Source organism: Streptomyces sp. enrichment culture (genome assembly GCF_964272895.1).
Taxonomy (GTDB): domain Bacteria; phylum Actinomycetota; class Actinomycetes; order Streptomycetales; family Streptomycetaceae; genus Streptomyces.
The window spans coordinates 2563111-2588957 of record NZ_OZ186832.1 but is presented as its reverse complement, the minus strand read 5'-3'; the positions used below and the strand labels follow the sequence as shown (position 1 = coordinate 2588957).

The 25847-nt window shown below is 70.0% G+C and carries 19 protein-coding genes and 2 tRNA genes; 19 read left to right on the top strand and 2 right to left on the bottom strand.

What is annotated here, in order from left to right; all coding sequences use genetic code 11:
• Window positions 1–30 precede the first annotated feature (30 nt).
• The gene (locus ACSU6M_RS11705; RefSeq protein ID WP_437069342.1) at window positions 31–2304 is read left to right on the top strand and encodes a serine/threonine-protein kinase; all 2274 of its coding nucleotides are present in this window, start codon (window positions 31–33) and stop codon (window positions 2302–2304) included.
• Window positions 2305–2405: 101 nt separating this feature from the next.
• Here the strand turns inward: ACSU6M_RS11705 and ACSU6M_RS11700 are convergent.
• A tRNA-Gly gene (locus ACSU6M_RS11700) sits at window positions 2406–2476 on the bottom strand.
• 164 nt (window positions 2477–2640) lie between these two features.
• On the opposite strand from ACSU6M_RS11700, the gene ACSU6M_RS11695 reads away from it, so the two are divergent.
• From ACSU6M_RS11695 to ACSU6M_RS11670, 6 genes are all read left to right on the top strand, one after another.
• Window positions 2641–2717, top strand: a tRNA-Pro gene (locus ACSU6M_RS11695).
• 178 nt (window positions 2718–2895) lie between these two features.
• A complete protein-coding gene (gene tig / locus ACSU6M_RS11690) occupies window positions 2896–4266 on the top strand; it encodes a trigger factor (RefSeq protein ID WP_437069341.1) in 1371 nt (456 codons plus the stop codon).
• A 222-nt stretch (window positions 4267–4488) separates the two neighbouring features.
• Window positions 4489–5094, top strand: coding sequence for an ATP-dependent Clp protease proteolytic subunit (locus tag ACSU6M_RS11685; RefSeq protein ID WP_052032545.1), 606 nt, complete (start codon window positions 4489–4491; stop codon window positions 5092–5094).
• A 50-nt stretch (window positions 5095–5144) separates the two neighbouring features.
• Window positions 5145–5825, top strand: a complete 681-nt coding sequence (locus ACSU6M_RS11680) for an ATP-dependent Clp protease proteolytic subunit (protein WP_437069339.1) — start codon at window positions 5145–5147, stop codon at window positions 5823–5825.
• Window positions 5826–6020: 195 nt separating this feature from the next.
• Entirely contained in the window at window positions 6021–7307 is a 1287-nt protein-coding gene (clpX, locus tag ACSU6M_RS11675) for an ATP-dependent Clp protease ATP-binding subunit ClpX (RefSeq protein WP_437069337.1), read from the top strand.
• Between the two features lie 200 nt (window positions 7308–7507).
• Window positions 7508–7768: a hypothetical protein gene (locus ACSU6M_RS11670; RefSeq protein ID WP_437069335.1), complete on the top strand. Its 261-nt coding sequence runs from the start codon at window positions 7508–7510 to the stop codon at window positions 7766–7768.
• An 87-nt stretch (window positions 7769–7855) separates the two neighbouring features.
• Here ACSU6M_RS11670 and ACSU6M_RS11665 read toward each other — a convergent pair whose 3' ends face one another.
• The gene (locus ACSU6M_RS11665) at window positions 7856–8797 is read right to left on the bottom strand and encodes a hypothetical protein (RefSeq protein ID WP_437069334.1); all 942 of its coding nucleotides are present in this window, start codon (window positions 8795–8797) and stop codon (window positions 7856–7858) included.
• A 136-nt stretch (window positions 8798–8933) separates the two neighbouring features.
• Here ACSU6M_RS11665 and ACSU6M_RS11660 point away from each other — a divergent pair, with 136 nt between their 5' ends.
• From ACSU6M_RS11660 to ACSU6M_RS11605, 12 genes are all read left to right on the top strand, one after another.
• The gene (locus ACSU6M_RS11660) at window positions 8934–11558 is read left to right on the top strand and encodes a valine--tRNA ligase (protein ID WP_437069333.1); all 2625 of its coding nucleotides are present in this window, start codon (window positions 8934–8936) and stop codon (window positions 11556–11558) included.
• 115 nt (window positions 11559–11673) lie between these two features.
• The gene (folC, locus tag ACSU6M_RS11655) at window positions 11674–13179 is read left to right on the top strand and encodes a bifunctional tetrahydrofolate synthase/dihydrofolate synthase (protein WP_437069332.1); all 1506 of its coding nucleotides are present in this window, start codon (window positions 11674–11676) and stop codon (window positions 13177–13179) included.
• A gap of 10 nt (window positions 13180–13189) precedes the next feature.
• The gene (locus tag ACSU6M_RS11650; RefSeq protein WP_437069330.1) at window positions 13190–13546 is read left to right on the top strand and encodes a DUF4233 domain-containing protein; all 357 of its coding nucleotides are present in this window, start codon (window positions 13190–13192) and stop codon (window positions 13544–13546) included.
• Between the two features lie 98 nt (window positions 13547–13644).
• Window positions 13645–14058 (top strand): nucleoside-diphosphate kinase, encoded by a 414-nt coding sequence (gene ndk, locus ACSU6M_RS11645; protein ID WP_399641489.1) that lies wholly within the window; start codon window positions 13645–13647, stop codon window positions 14056–14058.
• Between the two features lie 275 nt (window positions 14059–14333).
• Window positions 14334–15353 (top strand): rod shape-determining protein, encoded by a 1020-nt coding sequence (locus tag ACSU6M_RS11640; protein ID WP_004931372.1) that lies wholly within the window; start codon window positions 14334–14336, stop codon window positions 15351–15353.
• Between the two features lie 158 nt (window positions 15354–15511).
• Window positions 15512–16465 carry a rod shape-determining protein MreC gene (mreC, locus tag ACSU6M_RS11635; protein WP_437069328.1) on the top strand — a complete coding sequence of 318 codons (954 nt, stop codon included), beginning with the start codon at window positions 15512–15514 and terminating at the stop codon, window positions 16463–16465.
• Window positions 16466–16480: 15 nt separating this feature from the next.
• Window positions 16481–17158, top strand: a complete 678-nt coding sequence (mreD, locus tag ACSU6M_RS11630) for a rod shape-determining protein MreD (RefSeq protein WP_437069327.1) — start codon at window positions 16481–16483, stop codon at window positions 17156–17158.
• Window positions 17159–17340: 182 nt separating this feature from the next.
• Window positions 17341–19650, top strand: coding sequence for a penicillin-binding protein 2 (gene mrdA, locus ACSU6M_RS11625; RefSeq protein ID WP_437069325.1), 2310 nt, complete (start codon window positions 17341–17343; stop codon window positions 19648–19650).
• A complete protein-coding gene (gene rodA, locus ACSU6M_RS11620) occupies window positions 19647–20846 on the top strand; it encodes a rod shape-determining protein RodA (protein ID WP_437069324.1) in 1200 nt (399 codons plus the stop codon). The genes mrdA and rodA overlap by 4 nt, the downstream gene beginning before the upstream one ends.
• A 117-nt stretch (window positions 20847–20963) precedes the next feature.
• The gene (locus ACSU6M_RS11615; RefSeq protein ID WP_437069322.1) at window positions 20964–22478 is read left to right on the top strand and encodes a CHAD domain-containing protein; all 1515 of its coding nucleotides are present in this window, start codon (window positions 20964–20966) and stop codon (window positions 22476–22478) included.
• A gap of 99 nt (window positions 22479–22577) precedes the next feature.
• Window positions 22578–24518, top strand: coding sequence for a TIGR03960 family B12-binding radical SAM protein (locus ACSU6M_RS11610; protein ID WP_437069321.1), 1941 nt, complete (start codon window positions 22578–22580; stop codon window positions 24516–24518).
• A gap of 145 nt (window positions 24519–24663) precedes the next feature.
• Entirely contained in the window at window positions 24664–25842 is a 1179-nt protein-coding gene (locus tag ACSU6M_RS11605; RefSeq protein WP_437069320.1) for a hypothetical protein, read from the top strand.
• The last annotated feature ends 5 nt before the right edge of the window (window positions 25843–25847 follow it).

Here is a 25847-nt window from a genome sequence, read left to right as displayed (position 1 = left end):
GGGCGAAGCGGAACGGGGGAAGTCAGAGGGATGGCGCTGCGCGGTTCGGACCCGGTGGAGGTGGGCGGCTACCTCGTGGAGGACCGCCTCGGGTCGGGCGGAATGGGCGTGGTGTACCTCGCCCGCTCCGCGTCCGGACGGCGCCTGGCCGTCAAGGTCGTGCACGACCAGTACGCCGACGACGAGGAGTTCCGCACCCGCTTCCGGCGTGAACTCGCCGCCGCCCGCCGGGTCAGCGGCGCCTTCACCGCCGCCGTGGTGGACGCCGACGCCGACGCGCCGCGGCCCTGGATGGCCACGCTCTACATACCCGGAGAGACCCTCGGCTCCCACGTCCGCGCGCACGGCCCGCTGCCGCTCGGGCGGTTGCGCGAACTGGCCGCCGGCCTCGCCGAGGCCCTGCGCGACATCCACCGCGCGGGCGTCGTCCACCGCGACCTCAAGCCCGCCAACGTGATGCTCGCCGAGGACGGCCCCCGCGTCATCGACTTCGGCATCTCCCGCGCCGCCGACTTCGCCCCGGCCGACGCGCTCACCCAGACCGGCCGCGTCATGGGCACACCGCCCTTCATGTCCCCCGAGCAGTTCTCCGCGCCCCACGACGTCGGCCCCGCCGCCGACGTCTTCTCCCTCGGCGCGGTCCTGACCTACGCCGCGACCGGCCGGGGCCCCTTCGACAGCCCCAGCCCCTACGAGACGGCGATCCGCGTGGTCGAGGGCGAGCCCGACCTCGCCGACGTGCCGGCCGAACTGCTCCCGTTCGTCCGCGCCTGTCTGGAGAAGAGCCCCGAGGCCCGGCCGACGGCCCATGAACTGCTGACGATGTCCGGCGTGGAACGCGCACCCTCCGCCGAGGCGGAACCCTCGGACGCCCCCGCCGGGGCGAGGACGTCCGCCCCGGGGCAGTGGCACGCCCCCCCGGCCCTGTCGGAGTGGCCCGACGCCGACACGGTCCGCAAGGCCGACGCCGCCAGGCCCGCGGGCGCACCAGGAGCGGCACCGGCGCCCAAGGCCCTCACACCGGCACGCGACCGCCGACGCCGGCGTCGGCTGGTGCTCGGCTGGGGCGCCGCCGCCGTGGCGCTGGTCGCCGTGGCCGCGGGCATCCTCAGCCTGCGCACCGGGACCGCGTCCTCCTCCACCGGCTACGGCGCCCAGGCGGGCGTCAGCGACCTGCCCGAGGGCTGGAAACCCTGGCGTGCCGCGGCGGTGGGACCGATGCGGGGGGCCGGCATGCCCTTCCGGAACTGCGAGACGACCGGGAAGAACCTTGTCTGCGCCGGAGACGACCTGATGGCCGCGGGCTGGAACCTGTCCGACGGCGGCAGGCCCTGGGCCCGGCACGTCAACACCACCCCCGGCGGCGGCTACGGCGACCAGGGAGCGATCCTCGGCATCCATGGGGGCGACGTCTTCGCCTACGGCGTCGACCAGCCCACCGACGTCACGACCGGTCCGCCCAAGCGCTGCACGGTCCAGTCCCTGGACGCCGCCACCGGCAAGGTGAACTGGCGGACCGTGATCGGCGAGGGCGACTACTCGCTCGCCGCCGCCCCCGAGAACACCGCCGTCGTCCGCGAGGGTGTCATCACGCTCTACGGCGACTACGCCGAGTCCTACGCGCTGCTCGACGCCGACACCGGCGACGTCCGCTGGCGGCAGCCGACGCCGGACACCGACAGCCAGCTGCTGGAGTCGGTGGCCGGGGTGCCCTACCTGGTCCTCCATGACTCCGAGGGCCGCGAGGACACCACCCGCACCACCGTGGTCCGCCTCGATCCGGCCACCGGCGAGGCCCGCTGGACCCTCGACCTCGAGGGCGGCCGGCAGATCCTGGGCGAGGCCGGCGGCCGCCTGGTGCTGGCCGACGACGACCCCCGGCGACCCGTCCTCACCCTGATCGACCCGGACACCCGCGAGATCTCCCGCCCCCGGCTCTCACCCGCCCCGGCCGACGGCTACACGCCGTACGTCGTCGACGGCACCCTCTACCTGACCTGGAGCAGCGGCACCCTGCGCGCCTTCTCCCCCCTTACCGGCCGCCGGCTCTGGGAGAACAACTCGACCGTGGAGAACCCCGGCCCCCCGGCCGTCTCCAGCACCCACGTCTACGTCGCCTCCACCAGCGGCCGCATCTCCGCGATGAACCGGAGCACCGGCGAGGTCGAGGCCACCCGCCCCGGCTTCGACGAGGCCACGGTCTCCCTCACCACCCCCGGCGCCCGCCCCCTCCTCATCGGCGACGCCCTCTACGTTCCCTACGGCGCCCGCTCCGTCTACACGGTCGACGTCACCACCCTGTGACCGCCCGGCCGACGGACCGGCCGCCTCCGGGAACGACCTCCTCCGAAAACGACCGAAGGCCCAGGTGAGGGAAACCCTCCACCTGGGCCTTCGGCACACAGAGCGGGCGACGGGAATCGAACCCGCGTAGCTAGTTTGGAAGACTAGGGCTCTACCATTGAGCTACGCCCGCACAGGACGCGCCGCAGGTCCGAGGGCCGCGGCACTGCAGGCATCGTAGCGGGTCGCACCCCCTGGCCGCACACCCCTTCCCCCTGGACGCGCTCGCCCGCGAGCCGTGGGGGAAATGCGGCGGCCCCGCTGCCTGCGGGCATGTACCCTACGTGTCGCACCAGACGGGGTGTGGCGCAGCTTGGTAGCGCGTCCGCTTTGGGAGCGGAAGGCCGTGGGTTCAAATCCCGCCACCCCGACCACCCGCACGACCCACCGGCGCGATCACCTCGGTGATCGCCTTTTGGGGCGTCCGTCGGCTGCGGTTACTATGCAAGCTGCGCGCCCGTATGTCTCTCACGACGTTCTCCGGGCGGCGAATCCGCCGGACCCGTCTGGCTCCGGCAGAACCCAGAAGTCAGCCATCAAGGAGACCGAACCGTGAAGAGCGCCGTTGAGAACCTGAACCCGACCCGGGTTCGGCTCACTGTCGAGGTGCCCTTCGAGGAGCTCAAGGACAGCCTCGACGCGGCGTACAAGAAGATCAACCAGCAGGTCACGGTGAAGGGCTTCCGCAAGGGCAAGATCCCCGCCCGGGTGATCGACCAGCGGTTCGGCCGTGGTGCCGTGCTGGAGGAGGCCGTCAACGACGCGCTTCCGAAGTTCTACACGGCCGCCGTCAACGAGGCCGAGCTCTCCGTCCTGGGCCAGCCCGAGGTCGACATCACCGAGCTGAAGGACGGCGAGACGCTGAACTTCACCGCGGAGGTCGACATCCGCCCCGCCATCGAGATCCCGGACTACTCCGGCATCGAGGTCGAGGTCGACGCCGTCGAGGTCACCGACGAGGACGTGGAGAAGTCCGTGCAGCAGCTGCGCGAGCGCTTCGCCTCCACCTCCCCGGTCGAGCGCGCCGCCGAGGACGGCGACGTCGTCACGATCGACCTCGAGGCCAAGGTCGACGGCGAGGTCCTCGCCGACGGCATCGCCAACGGCGTCTCCTACACCATCGGCTCCGGTGAGCTGCTGGAGGGCATCGACGACGCCGTGAAGGGCCTGGAGGCCGGTGGCGAGGCCACCTTCACCTCCGAGCTCAAGGGCGGCTCCGCGGCCGGCAAGGAGGCCGAGGTCACCGTCAAGGTCACCCAGGTCGCCGCGCGCGAACTGCCGGAGCTGGACGACGACTTCGCGCAGATGGCGTCCGAGTTCGACACCCTGGACGAGCTCAGGGCCGACAGCCGCAAGCGCCTGGAGAACATGAAGCAGTTCGACCAGGCCACGCAGGCCCAGGAGCGCGTCCTGGAGAAGCTGCTGGAGCTCGTCGAGGTGCCCGTCCCCGAGAAGCTGCTCGAGGACGAGATCAACACCCGCAAGCACAACCTCGAGCACCACCAGCTCGGCCAGATGGGCCTCACCCTCGACAAGTACCTGGAGATCCAGGGCAAGACCGCCGAGGAGTTCGAGAACGAGACCCGCGAGGCCGCGGTCAAGGGCATCAAGACCCAGTTCGTCCTCGACGAGCTGGTCAAGCAGGAGAAGCTCAACGTCAACCAGGACGAGCTCACCGAGCACCTGATGCGCCGCGCCGCCTCCTCCGGCATGTCCCCGGACCAGTTCGCCCAGGCCGTCGTCGAGCAGGGCCAGGTCCCGCTCCTCGTCGGTGAGGTCGCCCGCGGCAAGGCCCTGGCCGTCGTCGTCGAGGCCGCCACCGTCAAGGACACCAACGGCGAGATCATCGACCTGGACGACGAGGAGGACGAGGCCGCCGCCGAGTCCGCCGAGGCCGAGGCCGAGGAGAAGCCGGAGGCCTGAGCCTCCGTACGGCACCTCTGATCACCCAGGACGGACCCCGAGTAGTTTGGTACTCGGGGTCCGTTCGCTACCTGGGTCCGGACCCGGCTACGCCCCCGGCGAACACTCCCATTACCGGGATTCCCCAAGCGGGCTACGGCGTTAGGGTCCATGAATACGTAGTACACGTGAGACGGCCCGGCGCCGTCGCAAGACGAGCAGGTGGATACGTTGACGAATCTGATGCCCTCCGCCGCCGGCGAGCCCTCCATCGGCGGTGGCCTCGGCGACCATGTCTACAACCGACTGCTCAACGAGCGGATCATCTTCCTCGGCCAGCCGGTCGACGACGACATCGCGAACAAGATCACCGCGCAGCTGCTGCTCCTTGCCGCCGACCCGGACAAGGACATCTACCTGTACATCAACAGCCCCGGCGGCTCGATCACGGCCGGCATGGCGATCTACGACACCATGCAGTACATCAAGAACGACGTGGTGACGATCGCCATGGGCCTCGCCGCCTCCATGGGGCAGTTCCTGCTCAGCGCCGGCACCCCGGGCAAGCGCTTCGCGCTGCCGAACGCCGAGATCCTGATCCACCAGCCCTCCGCCGGCCTCGCCGGCTCGGCCTCGGACATCAAGATCCATGCCGAGCGGCTGCTGCACACCAAGAAGCGCATGGCCGAGCTCACGGCCCAGCACACCGGCCAGTCGGTCGAGCAGATCACCCGCGACTCTGACCGCGACCGCTGGTTCGACGCCTTCGAGGCCAAGGAGTACGGCCTCATCGACGACGTCATCGCCACGGCCGCCGGCATGCCGGGCGGCGGCGGCACCGGGGCCTGAGACCCCGTAGAGCCCCCAGCCGACCGCCTGAAGCCCCTAGGAGACAGACAGTGAACGACTTCCCCGGCAGCGGCCTGTACGACCGCACGCGCGCCGAGTACACCGGTCCGGCCGCCGAGTCCCGCTACGTGATCCCGCGCTTCGTCGAGCGCACCTCGCAGGGCATCCGCGAGTACGACCCGTACGCGAAGCTCTTCGAGGAGCGTGTGATCTTCCTCGGCGTGCAGATCGACGACGCCTCCGCCAACGACGTCATGGCGCAGCTGCTGTGCCTGGAGTCGATGGACCCCGACCGGGACATCTCGGTCTACATCAACAGCCCCGGTGGTTCCTTCACCGCGCTGACGGCGATCTACGACACGATGCAGTTCGTCAAGCCGGACATCCAGACGGTCTGCATGGGTCAGGCGGCCTCCGCCGCCGCGATCCTGCTCGCCGCCGGTACGCCCGGCAAGCGCATGGCGCTGCCGAACGCCCGTGTGCTGATCCACCAGCCGTACAGCGAGACGGGCCGCGGTCAGGTCTCCGACCTGGAGATCGCCGCGAACGAGATCCTGCGGATGCGTGCCCAGCTGGAGGAGATGCTGGCCAAGCACTCCACCACGCCGATCGAGAAGATCCGCGAGGACATCGAGCGCGACAAGATCCTCACGGCCGAGGACGCGCTGTCCTACGGCCTGATCGACCAGATCATCTCCACCCGGAAGATGAACAACGCCGCTGTCCGCTGACGCGGACACAGGAGTATCGTCTGCCGCCCCTTGGCATGGTTTCACCCGGTGTGCGACAAGGTGCACGTCAAAGTGAACCGTGCCAAGGGGGGCCCGAACGGGGGGCTCGGCAAGGTACCGTCGGATTAAGGCAGCACCAGGAGCCGCTGGAGGCGAAAGCGTCCAGGCGTCTCCCAGGCGAAGGGGAAGCACACCGTGGCACGCATCGGTGACGGCGGCGATCTGCTCAAGTGCTCGTTCTGCGGCAAGAGCCAGAAGCAGGTCAAGAAGCTCATCGCAGGCCCTGGTGTGTACATCTGCGACGAGTGCATCGATCTCTGCAACGAGATCATCGAGGAAGAGCTCGCCGAGACCAGCGAGGTGCGCTGGGAGGAGCTCCCGAAGCCGCGGGAGATCTACGAGTTCCTCGAGGGCTACGTGGTGGGCCAGGAGGCGGCCAAGAAGGCGCTCTCCGTCGCGGTCTACAACCACTACAAGCGCGTCCAGGCCGGCGAGAACGGCGGCGGCAGCAGCCGCGAGGACGCCATCGAGCTGGCCAAGTCCAACATCCTGCTGCTCGGCCCCACGGGCTCCGGCAAGACGCTCCTGGCGCAGACCCTGGCGCGCATGCTGAACGTCCCGTTCGCCATCGCCGACGCGACCGCGCTGACGGAGGCCGGGTATGTGGGCGAGGACGTCGAGAACATCCTGCTGAAGCTGATCCAGGCGGCGGACTACGACGTCAAGAAGGCCGAGACCGGGATCATCTACATCGACGAGATCGACAAGGTCGCGAGGAAGAGTGAAAACCCTTCCATCACCCGCGATGTGTCGGGCGAGGGCGTCCAGCAGGCCCTGCTGAAGATCCTCGAGGGCACCACGGCCTCGGTCCCGCCGCAGGGCGGCCGCAAGCACCCGCACCAGGAGTTCATCCAGATCGACACGACGAACGTCCTGTTCATCGTGGGCGGTGCCTTCGCGGGCCTGGAGAAGATCATCGAGTCCCGGGCGGGCGCCAAGGGCATCGGCTTCGGCGCCACGATCCGCTCCAAGCGCGAGCTGGAGGCCAAGGACCAGTTCGAGGACGTCATGCCCGAGGACCTGGTCAAGTTCGGCATGATCCCGGAGTTCATCGGCCGTCTCCCGGTGATCACTTCGGTCCACAACCTGGACAGGGAAGCCCTCCTCCAGATCCTGGTGGAACCCCGCAACGCCCTCGTCAAGCAGTACCAGCGCCTCTTCGAACTCGACGGCGTGGAACTGGACTTCGAGCGCGAGGCCCTGGAAGCCATCGCCGACCAGGCCATCCTCCGCCAGACCGGCGCCCGCGGCCTCCGCGCCATCATGGAGGAGGTCCTCATGTCGGTCATGTACGAGGTCCCCTCCCGCAAGGACGTCGCCAGGGTCGTCATCACCGCAGACGTCGTCCACTCCAACGTCAACCCCACCCTCATCCCGAGGGAGGCCCGGGGCCGGGGGACGGGCGAACAGAAGTCGGCGTAGTCGCTGGTACAGAGACCCGGCACTCACCTTGAGTGCCGGGTTTCTGCGTGTCCTGGCCCGGCCGTTAACCAGCACAGATCGGCCAAGCGCACCCTGACTTGTGTTGCGACGACCGCACTTCATGATCGAGTAACTCCCGACCAAATCGATCGCCAGTTCGCGTGACCGTGCGATCGAGCATGAAATCGGGAGGAACACAGATGAAGATCAGGCGTGCCATCACGGCGCTGACCGTGGTCGCGGCCGCGGGAGTCGTCCCGCTGATGACGGCGGCCCCTGCCCAGGCGGACCAGATCGACTGCGTCGAATACCTGAGGGGCAAGGGCTACGAGATCGGACCGCGCGTCAGGGCGGCCTGCGACACCGACGGCTCGATGGGGGGCACGATCTGGTGCAACACGAGCCTCATCGCGCTCGGCGTCCGAGGAAGTCACGCTAGCGCGGCCTGCAGCCGCGCCTGAGCCGACGTGAAAGGGGCAGGGGCTCCCTTCCCGCTGTCGCACGCGGGGAGGAGCCCCTGCCCCTCAGGGCACGGCGTGTCGTCGGCGTCAGGCCTTGACGCGGACTTCCTTGCGGAACTTGGCCGTGATGTCGGCCGCCGCCGCAGGGTCGGACTTCTTCCCCGAGGCGAGGTTGGCCAGGTCGATGGGCGCCACGAGGCCAAGCGTGCTGTGGTCACCCCAGGCGCAGTAGGTGATGTGCATCTCGCTGGGGCCCTGGCCGGACTCCTCCGGCTCCATCTTGGCGTCCTGGCACTTCATGACCGCGCCTTCGGCGTTGTCGTAGGACTTCGGCTCACCGATCATGGTGACCTTCATGTCCTTGTCGTCTTCCTTCATGCCTTCAGACTTCATGTAGGCCAGGAAGGCGTCGACGACCTTCTCGGGGTCCTCGATCTCTCCGTAGACGCCACCGAAACTGAGCATCCTCTGGGAGAGCGGGTTGTCCTTGTCGCCCGCCATGTAGTTGGCACTGACATCGGTGGGGTTCTTCACGCCCCACTTCTCGGCGTCCTTGACGTCGTCCTTCGTCATGGTGCCGGAGTCGCCTTCGTCCTTCTTGTACTCGGTCAGCACCACGTCCGGCGTCGTCAGCTTGTGCGGACCGTCGTCCGCGATGTCCGAGCCGCTTCCGCCGCCGGCCAGGACGAAGTACGCGCCCACCGCGATCGCCGCGACCACCGCGACCGCGCCGATGATGAGGCCCGTCTTCTTCTTGCCGCCGGCCGGGGCCGGGGGCTGGGGGACGCCGCCGTAGGGGGCCTGGCCGTAGGGGGGCTGCTGGCCGTAGCCCTGCTGCGGGGGCACCGGCTGCTGCTGGGGGTAGCCGTAGCCCGGCTGAGGCGCGGCCGGCTGCTGGGGGTAGCCGTAGCCGGGCTGGGGCGCCTGCGGCTGCTGGCCGTACGGACCAGGCTGCTGCGGCGGCTGCCCGCCGTACGGGCCCGGCTGCTGGGGCTGCCCGCCGTACGGGCCCGGCTGGTTGTAGCTCATTACTGGGTTCCCCTCCAGATGCTTATGCGTTTCAGACATCCTGGCCCAGACACAGGGAGCACAGCGCAGCGGGGTCCGCACCGTTACAAACCAATCGAGTTTCGGGACCGGCCCGTGACACCTCTAAACTGAGCCCGTGACCGAGAACACTCAGCAGCAGCCACACGCGCCCATCACCGAACTGCCGACCCAGTACGCGCCGGCCGAGGTAGAGGGGACGCTGTACGAGCGCTGGGTAGACAAGGGTTACTTCACCGCCGACGCGGCCAGCGACAAGACCCCGTACACCATCGTCATCCCCCCGCCGAACGTCACCGGCAGCCTCCACCTGGGCCACGCCTTCCAGCACACGCTCATGGACGCCCTCACGCGCCGCAAGCGCATGCAGGGCTATGAGTCGCTGTGGCTGCCCGGCATGGACCACGCCGGTATCGCCACCCAGAACAAGGTCGAGCAGCAGCTCGCCGAGGAGGGCAAGTCCCGCCACGACCTGGGCCGCGAGGAGTTCGTCGAGCGCGTCTGGCGGTGGAAGGAGGAGTACGGCGGCAAGATCCTCGGCCAGATGAGGCGCCTCGGCGACGGCGTCGACTGGTCGCGCGAGCGGTTCACCATGGACGAGGGCCTGTCCCGCGCCGTCCAGACCATCTTCAAGAAGCTCTACGACGACGAGCTGATCTACCGCGCCGAGCGCATCATCAACTGGTGCCCGCGCTGCCTCACCGCCATCTCCGACATCGAGGTGGAGTACCAGGAGGACGCCGGCGAGCTGGTGTCGATCCGGTACGGCGAGGGCGAGGACTCCCTCGTCGTCGCCACCACCCGCGCGGAGACGATGCTCGGTGACACCGCGGTCGCCGTCCACCCGGACGACGAGCGGTACCGGCACCTCGTCGGCAAGCAGATCAAGCTCCCGCTGACCGACCGTACGATCCCCGTCGTCGCCGACACCCACGTCGACCCCGAGTTCGGCACGGGCGCCGTCAAGGTGACGCCCGCGCACGACCCGAACGACTTCGCGATCGGCCAGCGCCACAACCTGCCCTCCATGACGATCATGGACGAGCACGGCGTCATCACGGTCCACGGCCCCTTCCTCGGCCAGGACCGCTTCGAGGCCCGCTCCGCCGTCGTCGGCGCCCTGCGCGCCCAGGGCAGGATCGTCGCCGAGAAGCGCCCGTACCTGCACTCGGTCGGCCACTGCTCCCGCTGCAAGACCACGGTCGAGCCGCGCCTGTCCATGCAGTGGTGGGTCAAGGTCGCCCCGCTCGCCCAGGCCGCCGGTGACGCGGTCCGCGACGGCCGCGTGGCCATCCACCCGGCCGACATGTCGAAGCGCTACTTCGACTGGGTCGACAACATGAACGACTGGTGCATCTCGCGCCAGCTGTGGTGGGGCCACCGCATCCCGATCTGGTACGGCCCGGACGGCGAGATCGTCTGCGTCGGCCCGGACGAGCAGCCGCCCACCGGCGAGGGCTGGCACCAGGACACCGACGTCCTCGACACCTGGTTCTCCTCCGGCCTGTGGCCGTTCTCCACCCTCGGCTGGCCGGAGAAGACCCCGGACCTGGAGAAGTTCTACTCCACCGACGTCCTGCTCACCGGCCACGACATCATCTTCTTCTGGGTCGCCCGGATGATGATGTTCGGCCTGTACGCCATGGACGGCGAGGTCCCGTTCAAGACCATCGCCCTGACCGGCCTGGTCCGCGACGAGCGCGGCAAGAAGATGTCGAAGTCCTTCGGCAACGTCGTCGACCCGCTGGACTGGATGGACAAGTACGGCTCCGACGCCGTCCGCTTCACCCTCGCCAAGGGCGCCAACCCGGGCACCGACGTGCCCATCGGCGAGGACTGGGTCCAGGCGTCCCGGAACTTCGCCAACAAGATCTGGAACGCCACCCGCTTCGCCCTGATGAACGGCGCCACGGTCGAGGGTGAGCTGCCCCCGGCCGAGCGCCTGTCGGCGACGGACCGCTGGATCCTGTCCCGGCTGAACAAGACGGTCGCCCAGGTCGACGCGTACTACGACGACTTCCAGTTCGCCAAGCTCAGCGAGGCGCTGTACCACTTCGCGTGGGACGAGGTCTTCGACTGGTACGTCGAGCTGTCCAAGACCACGTTCATGGCGGGCGGCGAGGGCGCCGAGGCATCCGGCCGGGTCCTCGGCGAGGTCCTGGACGTGCTGATGCGTCTGCTGCACCCGGTGATGCCGTTCGTCACCGAGACGCTGTGGACCACGCTGACCGGCCGCGAGTCCATCGTGATCGCCGACTGGCCGAAGGACAGCGGGTTCCGCGACGACGCCGCCGAGGCCGAGATCGAGAACCTCCAGCAGGTCGTCACCGAGGTCCGCCGCTTCCGCGCCGACCAGGGCCTTCAGCCCGGCCAGCGCGTCCCGGCCCGCCTCACCCTGGACGGCACGGCCCTGGCGCCCCACGAGGCCGCCATCCGCCAGCTGCTGCGCCTCCAGCCCGAGGGCGACGGCTTCACGGCGACGGCGACCCTGCCCATCGCGGGCGCCGAGGTGGCCCTCGACCTCTCCGGCACCATCGACGTCGCGGCCGAGCGCAAGCGCCTGGCCAAGGACCTCGCGGCGGCGGAGAAGGAGAAGGCCCAGGCCACCGCCAAGCTCGGCAACGAGGCGTTCCTGGCCAAGGCCCCGGACCAGGTGGTGGACAAGATCCGCACCCGCCTGGCCAAGGCCGACGAGGACATCGCCCGCATCCAGAGCCAGCTGGAGAAGCTGCCTCAGCAGTGACGCCCTGAAGGGGCGCGGGGAACCGCGCGATCAACCACGTGCGACCCCGCGCCCGCCGGGCGGTATGAGCCCCACCTGCTTAGGCACTGTCAGTCCCGCTCCGTAGACTGGCCCTGTGACCCACCCCAGCGACGACCAGCCCGACCCTCTCGACACCTTCGACGAGATCATCTCGGCCGAGACCGACCGCGACCCCGATCTCGCCGTCATCGAGGCCGGCAGCCGCACCCTGCGCACCCAGGGCGGCCCCCCGCAGGCCGACGTCCCCGCGCGCCCCGAGGACCCCGAGGTCGACAAGGCCCTGCGCGAGGTCGAGGCGGACCTCGCCACCCGCTGGGGCGAGACCAAGCTGGAGCCCTCGGTCCGCCGTATCGCCGCGCTGATGGACGTCCTGGGCGAGCCGCAGCGGACGTACCCCTCGATCCACATCACCGGCACCAACGGCAAGACGTCGACGGCCCGCATGATCGAGGCCCTCCTCGGCGCCTTCGAGCTGCGCACCGGCCGCTACACCTCCCCGCATGTGCAGTCGATCACCGAGCGCATCAGCCTGGACGGCGCCCCGATCTCGGCCGAGCGGTTCATCGAGACGTACGACGACGTCAAGGCGTACGTCGAGATGGTCGACGCCCAGCAGGAGTACCGCCTGTCCTTCTTCGAGGTGCTCACCGGCATGGCGTACGCCGCGTTCGCGGACGCGCCGGTCGACGTGGCGGTCGTCGAGGTCGGCATGGGCGGCTCCTGGGACGCGACGAACGTGATCGACGCGGACGTGGCCGTGGTGACGCCGATCGACCTGGACCACACCGACCGCCTCGGTGAGACGCCCGGCGAGATCGCGGGGGAGAAGTCCGGGATCATCAAGCAGGGCGCGACCGTGATCATGGCCCAGCAGCCGGTGGACGCGGCGCAGGTGCTGCTGAAGAAGGCCGTCGAGGTGGACGCCACGGTCGCCCGCGAGGGCCTGGAGTTCGGGGTCGTCGCCCGTCAGGTGGCCGTCGGCGGGCAGCTGCTCACGCTGCGCGGGCTCGGCGGGGAGTACCCCGAGGTCTATCTGCCGCTGCACGGCGCCCACCAGGCGCACAACGCCGCAGTGGCGCTGGCCGCGGTCGAGGCGTTCTTCGGGGTCGGCGCGCAGCGCGCCGAGCCGCTGGACATCGACACCGTGCGCAAGGCGTTCGCGGCCGTGTCCTCGCCGGGCCGCCTGGAGGTCGTACGGCGCTCGCCGACCGTCGTGCTGGACGCCGCGCACAACCCGGCGGGCGCGCGGGTGACCGCCGAGGCGATCGGCGAGGCGTTCGACTTCAGCCGGCTGATCGGCGTGGTCGGGGCGAGCGGCGACAAGAACGTACGCGGGCTGCTGGAGGCGTTCGAACCGGTCTTCGCGGAGATCGTCGTCACCCAGAACTCCAGCCATCGCGCCATGGACGCCGACGAGCTGGCCGCCATCGCCGTGGAGGTCTTCGGCGAGGACCGCGTCCAGGTCGAGCCGCGCCTGCCGGACGCCCTCGAGGCAGCGATCACGCTGGCCGAGGAGGAGGGCGAGTTCGCGGGCGGTGGTGTGCTGATCACCGGTTCCGTCATCACGGTGGGCGAGGCCCGCCTCCTCCTGGGGAAGTGACCTTCACACGATGCGTACGCTCTGCTCCTCGACCCTGATCGCCGAGTTCTTCATCATCGGCTTCGCCGGGCTGGTGGCGATGAAGGAACCGGACCTGTCCATGGGGACGGTGTGGACGGTCAGCGGGATCGCCATGGGCCTGTGCCTGCTGCTGTGCGGTCTGGTGACCCGGCCGGGCGGTGTCGCCCTCGGCTGGGCGCTCCAGGCCGGCCTGATCGCCGCCGGGTTCGTGCTGCCCCTGATGTTCCTCCTCGGCGTGATGTTCGCCGGCCTGTGGTGGGCCTCGGTCCACTTCGGCCGGAAGGTGGACGAGGCGAAGGCACGCTTCGCGGCGATGAACGACGAGTCCCAGGCCGACCCCGCCTGAGCGCTGCCACCGGGCTCCGGGCTGACGCTGCGTAACGGACGCCGGTGAGCGCCCTGTAGCCTCGTGCCACCGCACACCTGTAGGTAAGGAGTCCTGCCGTGACCCAGCGCACCCTCGTCCTCCTCAAGCCCGACGCCGTCCGTCGCGGCCTGACCGGCGAGATCATCAGCCGTATCGAGCGCAAGGCCGGCTGGTCGATCACCGCGCTGGAGCTGCGCGAGCTGGACCAGGACACGCTGGAGCAGCACTACGGCGAGCACAAGGGCAAGCCGTTCTACGAGCCGCTGGTCGCCTTCATGTCCTCCGGTCCCGTCGTCGCCATGATCGTCGAGGGCGAGCGGGTCATCGAGGGCGTGCGCCAGCTGGCCGGCCCGACCGACCCGATCGCCGCCGCGCCCGGCTCCATCCGGGGCGACTTCGGTGTGATCGTCCGGGAGAACCTGATCCACGCCTCGGACTCGGAGGAGTCCGCCGAACGCGAGGTGAAGATCTTCTTCCCCGGCCGCGCGTAACCGATTACTCTTCGCCGCAAGCCGCACGGAAGTCCGGGGGTCCCCTCCCGGACTTTCCTGGCATGTGAGCGGCGATCGAGGGAACGAGCCTCCCCGAACGCCCGTCTCCAGAAGCGAACCCGCACTTCATCTGCTGACAATGGCGGAGACCCTCACACAGGGTCCGTGAAGGCGCGTCTACGATGGAGACCTTCACGTCACAGCACCCACCACGCCGACCTGAAAAGCCCTCAAAAGCGAGCAGGAAGGCCAGACGAATCCTGATGGGGAACTCAATGTCGTTCATCGGCCGTGACATGGCTGTCGACCTCGGGACCGCCAACACGCTGGTGTACGTCAGGGGTCGCGGGATCGTACTCAACGAGCCGTCCGTCGTCGCGATCAACACCAACACCGGTGGGATTCTCGCGGTCGGCGCCGAGGCGAAGAAGATGATCGGGCGCACGCCGGGCAACATCGTCGCCGTACGTCCGCTGAAGGACGGCGTGATCGCCGACTTCGAGATCACCGAGCGGATGCTCCGCTACTTCATTCTGAAGATCCACAAGCGGCGGTATCTGGCCCGGCCGCGGGTCGTCGTCTGTGTGCCCTCGGGGATCACGGGCGTCGAGCGCCGTGCCGTCATCGAGGCGTCGTCCCAGGCCGGCGCCCGCCAGGTGCACATCATCGAGGAGCCCATGGCCGCGGCCATCGGCTCCGGCCTGCCGGTCCACGAGGCCACGGGCAACATGGTGGTGGACATCGGCGGCGGCACCACGGAGGTCGCGGTCATCTCCCTCGGCGGCATCGTCACCGCCCAGTCCATCCGCGTCGCGGGCGACGAGCTGGACAACGCGATCATCCAGCACATCAAGAAGGAGTACTCCCTTCTGCTGGGTGAGCGCACGGCCGAACAGATCAAGATCACGATCGGTTCGGCGTACGACCTCGATGCTGACGAACACACCGAAATCCGCGGCCGGGACCTCGTCTCCGGGCTGCCCAAGACCGTCGTCATCTCCGCCGCCGAAGTACGCAAGGCGATCGAGGAGCCCGTCAACGCCATCGTCGACGCCGTGAAGACGACGCTGGACAAGTGCCCGCCGGAACTCTCCGGCGACATCATGGACCGCGGCATCGTCCTCACCGGCGGCGGCGCCCTGCTGCGCGGCCTCGACGAGCGGCTGCGCCGGGAGACCGGCATGCCGATCCACATCGCCGAGGACCCGCTGGACAGCGTGGCGCTCGGCTCCGGAAAGTGCGTCGAGGAGTTCGAGGCGCTCCAGCAGGTGCTGGACGCCCAGCCGCGCAGATGACGTAATCCGTCGATTCCGCCGTACGAGACGATCTCCTCTCGTACGGCGGATCGTTGATATAGAGGCATAAGCTGCCACGAACAAGCCCCTCGGTTCCCCCAGGGGCTACCCGAATTCCGATTGTGTTTGCCAATCAAGGAAGGGCACGGCCGCCGCACGTGAGGGACACACGAGAGAGCCGGCTGCTCCTGGTGCTGCTGATCGCCATCGCGTTCGCACTGATCACGGTGGACATCCGCGGTGGGGAGGATTCACCGGTCGACGGTGCCCGCCGGGCCGCGGCCTCCGTCTTCGGCCCGATCGAGAACGGCGTGGCGTCCGCGGTGGACCCGGTGGGCAACGCCATCGCCGCCGTCCGGGACTCCGGCGAACGGCACGACCGCATCGCCCAGCTGGAGAAGGAGAACGCCGCCCTCAAGGCCGAACTCGGCAGCGACGACCGCAACCGCAGCCGCCTGAAGCAGCTGAACAAGATGCTGAAGGTGGCCGGCGAGGGCCAGTACGGCATCAAGGGCGCGGAGGTCATCGCCATAGGGGCGGCCCAGGGCTTCTCCTGGACCATCACCATCGACGTCGGCGCCAACGACGGCATCCGGCGCGACATGACCGTCCTCAACGGGGACGGCCTCGTCGGCCGCGTCACCACCGTCGGCCCGAACGCCTCCACCGTGCTGCTCGCCAGTGACCCCGACTTCACCGTCGGCACCCGGATGGAGGGCAGCGACGAGCTCGGCTTCGCCTCCGGCCAGGGCGACCGCCCGCTGCGCGTCGAACTCCTCAACGGCAAGGCACAGATCAAGAAGGGCGACCGTCTGGTCACCTTCGGCTCCCAGGCCGACCGGCCCTTCGTACCCGGCGTCCCCGTCGGCGTCGTCTCGCGGGTCGATCCCTCGGGCGGCGGCCTGACCCGCACCCTGTACGTCACGCCGTACGTCAGCTTCACCAAGCTGGACATCGTCGGCGTCGTCGTCCAGGCCCCCGCAAAGGATCCGCGCGACACCGTGCTCCCCGACAAGCCGAAGCCCACCCCGACCCCGACCGTGACGGTCACCGTCACCCCGTCGGCCCAGGCGCCCGCCGACGGCCAGTTCCAGCAAGAGCAGCAGCAGTAGGGGAGCTGACACTCGATGCGCTTCAACCGGATCCTGCTCTCCGCCACGCTGGTGGTCGTCGCCCTGGTCCTCCAGGTCAGCGTCCTGGCCCGGCTGCACCTGCCGGGCGCCGTGCCCGACCTGCTGCTCCTCACCGTCCTGGGCCTCGCGCTGGTCTACGGCCATGTCGGCGGCGCCCTCGTCGGCTTCGGCGCCGGACTGCTCTCCGACCTCGCCCCGCCCGCCGACCACGCGGCCGGCCGCTACGCGCTGGTGCTGTGTGTCATCGGCTATCTGGCCGGCCTGGTCAAGCCGGAGAACGGCCGGCTGAAGTCGGCGAGCGGACCGCTTGTCGTGGTGGCCGTCGCCGCCGTCGGCTCCACCCTGCTCTACGCCGGAGTCGGCGCCCTCGTCGGCGACACGGCGGCCCGTCACGTGGGCCTGCCGGGGCTGCTGTTCACGGCCGCCCTGTACGACCTACTGCTCGCGCCGTTCGTGGTGCCCGGCATCATGGCGCTGGCCCGGCGCGCCGACAACGACCCGCTCGCCGAGGCGAACTCGGCGAACGCGGCCGACATCTCCTCCGGCTGGCTGGCCTCCGGCACCGGCCTGCGCATCGGCGGCCAGCGCGGCGGCCTGGGCGGGCTGAAGGTGAAGGCGGCCCGGGCGCGGACGGCACGGGCCGGGCGCATCAAGGGGGTCAAGCGGCTGTGAACCGCGCGGAGTTCACCCGGACGGGCGAACGGGGCCGGAACCGGGCGGCGCGGGCCGGTCGTTCCTCACTCGTACGCACATCGGCATCAGGTGTCCGTACACCCGTCCCGCTCGTCCACACACCGACCTCGGTCGTCCGCACATCCGTGTCCCCGCACACACGCTGAGAGGGGGAGGCAGCAGTGACCAACATTCCCGAGACCGGTCGGACCCCACGCGTCCAGACCCGGCTCGTCGTCATCCAGATCCTCGTCCTCTCGCTGCTCGCCACGCTCGGCGGCCGGCTGTGGTACCTCCAGATCCGCGAGGGCGATGCCTACGCCAAGGAGGCATCCGGCAACCACGTCCAGCAGGTCGTGCAGCCCGCCGTGCGCGGCTCGATCCTGGACGCGCGCGGAGTGCCCCTCGCGGACAACGAGACCCGGCTGGTGGTCTCGGCCTCCCGCACCGAGCTGATGAAGATGAAGGACGACGGAGACGCCGTCCTGACCAAGCTCGCGGGCGTCCTCGGCATGACGCCGAAGGAGGTCAAGGAGAAGGTCCGGCTGTGCGACGCCGAGACCCCCCAGCCCTGCTGGAACGGCTCGCCGTACCAGCCGATCCCCATCACCGACGAGGCCACCCCGCGCCAGGCCCTGCAGATCCGCGAGCGCGCGGAGGACTTCCCCGGCATCACCGCCGAGCCCCAGGCCGTCCGCCGCTACCCGGCGCCCGGCAAGGCCAACACCGCCCAGGTCCTCGGCTATCTCTCCCCGGTCACCGACGAGGAGATCCAGCAGGCCCAGGACACCGACTCGCCCTTCCTGCGCTCCGACCAGGTCGGCCGCTCCGGCCTGGAGCGCCAGTACGACAAGGAGCTGCGCGGCAAGGCCGGCGTCACCCGCTACGAGGTCGACAACCTCGGCCGGGTCATCGGCCAGGCCGAGGCGGACCCCGCCCAGCCCGGCTCCCACCTGGTCACCAGCATCGACGCCCGGGTGCAGCGCGTCGCCGAGTACGAGCTGAACGCGGCGATGAAGGAAGCCCGCAAGAACTGGGACCGCAACACCCAGCAGAAGTACAAGGCCGACGCGGGCGCCGTCGTCGTGATGGAGGCGAAGACCGGCCGGATCGTCGCCATGGCGTCCAACCCGACCTACGACCCCAACGCCTGGGTCGGCGGCATCTCCGCCAAGGACTACGCCAAGCTCACCGGCAAGAACTCCAACTACCCGCTGCTCAACAGGGCCATACAGGGTCAGGCGGCGCCCGGCTCCATCTTCAAGGTGGTCTCCACGGCCGCGGCGGTCCAGGCCGGCTACGCGTTCGACGGCCGCTACAACTGCTCCAGCTCCTACTCCGTCGGCGGTCAGGTCTTCAAGAACTTCGAGTCCCAGAACCACGGCGCGATCGACCTCGGCCGCGCCCTGGAGGTCTCCTGCGACACCGTCTACTACCAACTCGCGCACAACGAGTGGAAGAAGGACGGCGGCATCAACCCCAAGGGCAAGCCGAAGGACTGGTTCTACAAGGCCGCCCACCAGTTCGGCCTCGGCAAGGAGACCGGCATCGACCTGCCCAACGAGGTCCCCGGCCGCGTCCCGGACCGCGAGTGGAAGCAGAGCTACTGGGAGGCCAACAAGGACGCCTGGTGCAAGAGCGGCAAGAAGGACGGCGACTACGTCGAGAAGATCGCCTACGAGAACTGCCTCGAAGGCAACAAGATGCGCGCCGGTGACGAGATCAACTACTCCATCGGCCAGGGCGACACCCTGGTGACGCCGATCCAGATGGCCACCATCTACGCCGCCATCTCCAACGGCGGCACCCTGTACGACCCCACGGTCGGCAAGGCGATCGTCAGCGCCGACGGCAAGCGGGTCTCCGAGATCGAGCCCAAGGCGCACGGCAGGCTGCCGGTGGACCGGGCGACGCTGGCCCAGATGGACGACGCCCTCGCCGGTGTGGCCACCCGCGGTACGGCCGCCTGGCGGTTCGGCGGCTGGCCCCAGGACAAGATCGAGATGCACGCCAAGACCGGTACCGCGGAGGTCTACGGCAAGCAGACGACCTCCTGGTTCGCCACGTACACCGAGGACTACGCGGTCGTCATGACCATCTCCCAGGGCGGTACGGGCTCCGGCGCCTCCGGTCCGGCCGTGCGCAACATCTACGACGCCCTGTACGGCGTCTCCGACGACGGCGTCATCAACAAGAAGCGCGCCCTGCTGCCCACGCCGCAGAAGAACCTGCCGAAGATCCAGCCGGACGGTTCGATCATCGGTCCGAAGGTCTCCAAGGACCCGGCGAAGGACCAGCAGAAGTACCAGAAGCCCGCCGAGAACCCGGACGGGACCCCGGTGGAGAACGCCGCGGTGAACCCCGACGGCACCGCCCCCGACCCGGGCGGCGCCCAGCAGACCGGGGCGACCCTGCCCTCCCCGGAGGCCGGCAACCGTCAGACCCGGCGCCTGCGGCGCCCCCGCCGCGCAGGCCGGAGGAAGTGCACATGACCGGCGTCAACAGCTTCCAGGTCTCCGGCTACGGCCCCGAGCGGGCCGGCTGGACCCGCCTGTTCGCCCGCGACTCGCTCGCCCGCCGGCTGGACTGGCCCATACTGCTGGCCTCCCTCGCGCTGTCGCTGATCGGTTCCGTGCTGGTCTTCTCGGCCACCCGCAACCGCACCGACATCAACCAGGGCGACCCGTACTACTTCCTGGTGCGGCACATCCTGAACACCGGCATCGGTCTCGCGCTGATGATCGGCACGGTCTGGCTCGGTCATCGCACCCTGCGCACCGCGGTGCCGATCCTGTACGGCGTCTCGGTGTTCCTGATCCTGCTGGTGCTGACCCCGCTCGGCTCCACGATCAACGGCGCCCACTCGTGGATCCAGCTGCCCGGCGGCTTCTCGCTGCAGCCCTCGGAGTTCGTGAAGGTCACGATCATCCTGGGCATGGCGATGCTGCTGGCCGCGAGAGTCGACGCCGGCGACAGGCCCTACCCGGACCATCGCACGGTGCTCCAGGCGCTGGGTCTGGCCACCGTGCCGATGCTGATCGTGCTGCTGATGCCCGACCTCGGCTCGGTCATGGTCATGGTGATCATCGTGCTGGGCGTGCTGCTGGCCTCGGGCGCCTCCAACCGCTGGGTGTTCGGCCTGCTGGGCTCGGGCGCGCTGGGCGCGCTGGCGGTCTGGCAGCTGGGGATCCTCGACGAGTACCAGATCAACCGGTTCGCCGCGTTCGCCAATCCCGAGCTCGACCCGGCGGGCGTCGGCTACAACACCAACCAGGCCCGTATCGCCATCGGCTCCGGCGGCCTGACCGGCTCCGGCCTCTTCCACGGTTCGCAGACCACCGGCCAGTTCGTGCCCGAGCAGCAGACCGACTTCGTCTTCACGGTCGCCGGCGAGGAACTGGGCTTCGTCGGCGGCGGCCTGATCATCCTGCTGCTCGGTGTGGTGCTGTGGCGGGCCTGCCGGATCGCCCGCGAGACGACCGAGCTGTACGGCACGATCGTGGCCGCGGGCATCGTCGCCTGGTTCGCCTTCCAGTCCTTCGAGAACATCGGGATGACGCTCGGCATCATGCCGGTCACCGGTCTGCCCCTGCCGTTCGTGTCGTACGGAGGTTCGTCGATGTTCGCGGTGTGGGTCGCGGTGGGGCTGTTGCAGTCCATCCGGGTGCAGAGACCGCTGTCGGCCTAGCGCAGGGCCGTGGCGGCCCGGCAGGGGCCGTCACGGCGCGTTTCCCCGCAGTCCGGGGCGCTGCGGGTATCCGTTCGGCATCTGTCCTGGCGCGGCGGGCCCCACTAGATTCAGGTCATGGCGGACATACAGCGCGAGATCGAGCGGAAGTACGAGTCCGACGACAGCGGGCTGCCCGACCTGACCGGCGTCGCCGGTGTGGCGGCCGTGATCGACAAGGGTGTCGCGCACCTGGACGCCACCTACTACGACACGGCGGACGGCAGCCTGGCCGCCGCGTCGATCACGCTGCGGCGGCGCACGGGCGGCTCCGACGCCGGCTGGCATCTGAAGTTCCCGGTCGCGCCGGGGGTGCGGGACGAGATCCGCGCCCCGCTGTCCGACGCGGTGCCGCGCGGTCTGGCCGGGCTGGTGCGCTCACGGGTGCGGGACGCCGAGCTGCGGCCCGTCGTCCGGCTGCGCTCGGACCGGGACCTGCGGGAGCTCATCGACGCCGAGGGCAGGCTGCTCGCCGAGGTCGGGGTGGACGCCGTGCACGCCGAGCGGCTCGACGGGGGCGGCGGGCGGGCGCAGTGGACCGAGATCGAGGTGGAGCTGGCCGAGGGGGGTGACCCGGCGTTCCTGGACGCGGTGGAGAAACGGTTGCGCAGGGCGGGGGTGCGGCCCTCGTCGTCCGCGTCGAAGCTGGCCCGGGCGCTCGCCGAGACGGCACCGGGCAGGAAGGGCAAGTGCAGGGGCGGACGCGGGACGCCGGGTGCGCCGGAGACGGCCGGTGACCATGTCCTGGCGTATCTGCGGGCCCAGCGGGACGCGATCGTGGAGCTGGACCCGGCGGTGCGGCGGGACGTGTACGACTCGGTGCACGGCATGCGGGTCGCCACCCGGCGGATGCGCAGCGCCTTCCGCTCCTTCGGCCGGGTCCTCGACCGCGCCGTCACCGACCCGATCGGCGAGGAGCTGAAGTGGCTGGCGGGGGAGCTGGGCGTCGACCGGGACCAGGAAGTGCTGACCGCCCGGATCACCGCCGCCCTGGACGAACTGCCCCGCCCCCTGGTCGCCGGCCCGGTGCGCACCCGGCTGCGCACCTGGACGCACGCCCGGCGCGGTGGCTCGCGGCGGCGGCTGATCGCCGTACTGGACGGTCGGCGCTACCTCGACCTGCTCGGCACGCTGGACGCGCTGATCGCCGACCCGCCGCTGCGCAAGGCGGCGGCCGCGGCACCGCAGAAGGTGATCGCCAAGGCCGTCCGCACGGATCTGGGGATGCTGTCGGCCCTGGTCGAGGAGGCCCTGGACCTGCCCGCCGGCCCCGCCCGCGACCTCGCGCTGCACGAGGCGCGCAAGAAGGCCAAGCGCACCCGGTACGCGGCGGAGGCGGCGGTCCCGGCGCTCGGGGACCCGGCCGCCGCGCTGGTGCGGTCGATGAAGTCGCTGCAAGGGCTGCTCGGCGACCACCAGGACAGCGTGATGACCCGCGAGGCCCTGCGCGAGCTGGCCGGACAGGCGCAGGCGGCGGGGGAGAGCGCGTTCACCTACGGGGTGCTGTACGGGCGGGAGGAGCTGCGGGCGGCGCGGGCGGAGGAGACGTTGCCGGGCGCATGGGCGCAGATGCGGGACAAGGCGGACATCTGACCGTACAGGGGAGTCCCCCGGCCGGGTTACGCTTGATGGTCACCCGCCCCCAGCCTCCGGCCGGGGGATGCCCCCAGTCAGCTCATGAAGGTTCGCGAGATGCCTGTCGAGTCGGTTTTCCCGCAGCTCGAAGCTCTGCTCCCGCACGTGCAGAAGCCGATCCAGTACGTCGGCGGCGAGCTCAACTCCACGGTCAAGGCGTGGGACGAGTGCGACGTCCGCTGGGCGCTCATGTACCCGGACGCCTACGAGGTCGGCCTGCCCAACCAGGGCGTCATGATCCTCTACGAGGTCCTCAACGAGCAGGAGGGCGTCCTCGCCGAGCGCACCTACAGCGTGTGGCCGGACCTGGAGGCGCTGATGCGTGAGCACGGCGTGCCGCAGTTCACGGTGGACAGCCACCGCCCGGTCAAGGCGTTCGACGTGCTCGGCCTCAGCTTCTCCACGGAGCTGGGCTACACCAACATGCTCACCGCGCTGGACCTGGCCGGCATCCCGCTGGAGTCCAAGGACCGCACGGTCGACGACCCGATCGTGCTGGCCGGCGGCCACGCGGCCTTCAACCCCGAGCCGATCGCCGACTTCATCGACGCGGCGGTCATCGGCGACGGCGAGCAGGCCGTGCTCGACATGACGAAGATCATCCGCGAGTGGAAGGCCGAGGGCCGCCCCGGCGGCCGCGACGAGGTCCTGCTGCGCCTGGCGAAGACCGGCGCCGTGTACATCCCGCGGTTCTACGACGTCGAGTACCTGCCCGACGGCCGTATCGCGCGTGTCGTACCGAACCGGTCGGGCGTGCCGTGGCGCGTGTCCAAGCACACGGTCATGGACCTGGACGAGTGGCCCTACCCCAAGCAGCCGCTGGTCCCGCTCGCCGAGACGGTCCACGAGCGCATGTCCGTGGAGATCTTCCGCGGCTGCACCCGCGGCTGCCGCTTCTGCCAGGCCGGCATGATCACCCGCCCGGTGCGCGAGCGCTCGATCACCGGCATCGGCGACATGGTGGAGAAGGGCCTGAAGGCGACCGGCTTCGAGGAGGTCGGCCTGCTGTCCCTGTCGTCGGCGGACCACTCCGAGATCGGCGACATCGCCAAGGGCCTGGCGGACCGCTACGAAGAGGACAAGATCGGCCTCTCGCTGCCCTCCACCCGCGTGGACGCCTTCAACGTCGACCTGGCCAACGAGCTGACCCGCAACGGCCGCCGCTCCGGCCTGACCTTCGCCCCCGAGGGCGGCTCGGAGCGCATGCGCAAGGTCATCAACAAGATGGTCTCCGAAGAGGATCTGATCCGGACGGTCGCCACGGCGTACGGCAACGGCTGGCGGCAGGTGAAGCTGTACTTCATGTGCGGTCTGCCGACGGAGACCGACGAGGACGTCCTGCAGATCGCCGACATGGCGACCAAGGTCATCGCCAAGGGCCGCGAGGTCTCCAAGTCCAACGACATCCGCTGCACGGTGTCGATCGGCGGCTTCGTGCCCAAGCCGCACACGCCGTTCCAGTGGGCGCCGCAGCTGAGCGCGGAGGAGACGGACGCCCGTCTCGAAAAGCTCCGCGACAAGATCCGCGGCGACAAGAAGTACGGCCGCTCCATCGGCTTCCGCTACCACGACGGCAAGCCCGGCATCGTCGAGGGCCTCCTGTCCCGCGGCGACCGCCGCATCGGCGCCGTCATCCGCGCGGTCTACGAGGACGGCGGCCGCTTCGACGGCTGGCGCGAGCACTTCTCCTACGACCGCTGGATGAACTGCGCGGAGAAGGCGCTGGCCCCCTACGGCGTCGACGTCGACTGGTACACCACCCGCGAGCGCACCTACGAGGAGGTCCTGCCCTGGGACCACCTCGACTCCGGTCTCGACAAGGACTGGCTCTGGGAGGACTGGCAGGACGCCCTCGACGAGACCGAGGTCGAGGACTGCCGCTGGACCCCGTGCTTCGACTGCGGCGTCTGCCCCGCCATGGACACCCACATCCAGATCGGCCCGACGGGCAAGAAGCTGCTGCCGCTCACCGTCAAGCAGTCGGCTCCGACCGGCTGACACCGAGCACAGCGCGCGTGAGGCGCTGCGGCGACCCACCGGGTCCGTGTCCGGCACCACGCAGGCCGGGGTCGCCGCAGCGACTGTGACGGCATCGCAATCCCGCGGGTGGATCCGGATCGGGGCCCGAGGCGTCTTGGCGGGTATGGAACCGCAGAAGGCGCTGCCCGAGGTCCGGCAGGCGGAAGGATGTCTGGTCACCGCGATTCGCATTCCGGTGCGGATCGTCGTGCTGGTGCTGGTCGTGCCGGTGCGGATGGTGTGGGACGCCCTGGTCGTGTCGGGGCGGTTCCTGACGGACACGGTGTTCCGGCCGGTCGGGCGCGGGCTGCTGTGGCTGGGGCGGGCGGTGTTCGTGTGGCCGTTCGTGGGGCTGTGGCGCTATGTCCTCGTGCCGGTGGGCAAGGGGCTCGCCTGGCTCGGGAACGTGCTGCTGGTCGTGCCGGCGGTGTGGCTGTACCGGCATGTGCTGACGCCGATCGGGCACGGCATCGTCTGGACGCTACGGGGGACCGGCGCCGCGATCTCCTGGGTGCTGCGCGGGCTGTGGGCCGGGATCGTGTGGGTGGCGCGGGGGATCGGCGCCGGTGCCGCCTGGGTGGGGCGGGGCATTGGGGCGGTGGGTGCCTGGGTCTACGCGTGGCTGCTCACGCCGGTCGGGCACGGGATCGCCTGGCTGACGCGGTACCTGGTCGTCGTACCGGCCGTATGGCTGTACACCTGGGTGCTCGCGCCGGTCGGGCGGGCGGTCGCCTGGTGTGCCACGGGGCTGTGGCGGGGGACCGTCTGGTGCGTCAAGGGCGTGTGGTGGGTGCTGGCGGCGATCGTCACCGGGATCGGGGTCGCCCTGTACTGGATCACGCGGGTGCTGTTTGTGCTGCCCGCGCTCGGGTTGTGGCGGTACGTGCTCGCGCCGGTGGGCCGGTTCCTGGCCGTCGTCGGACGGGAGATCGGCGACGCCCTCGGGCACGCCTGGCGGGTGGCCGGGCACCTCTCGCGGGCCGTCGGCCGGTTCCTCGCGAAACTCTTCCGGTGGATCTTCGTGGAGCCGGTGCGGTGGGTCTACCGCACGGTCCTCACGCCCGTCGGACACGCCGTGCGCGACGCGCTGTGGCGGCCCGCCGCCCAGGCCGCGCGCAGTGTGGGACGGGCGACCCGGCAGGCGCTCGCCGCGGCCCGTGACACCGCCCGGCAGGCCCGCGCCGACTTCCGGCGGATGCTGTTCGGAGAGCCCCGGAAGGTGGAGGAAGTGGCCCGGCGGGAACCCGGACGCCAGGAGACACGTACTCTAGGTAGCAGTACGACCGTTCTCACGAAGGACTAGGACAC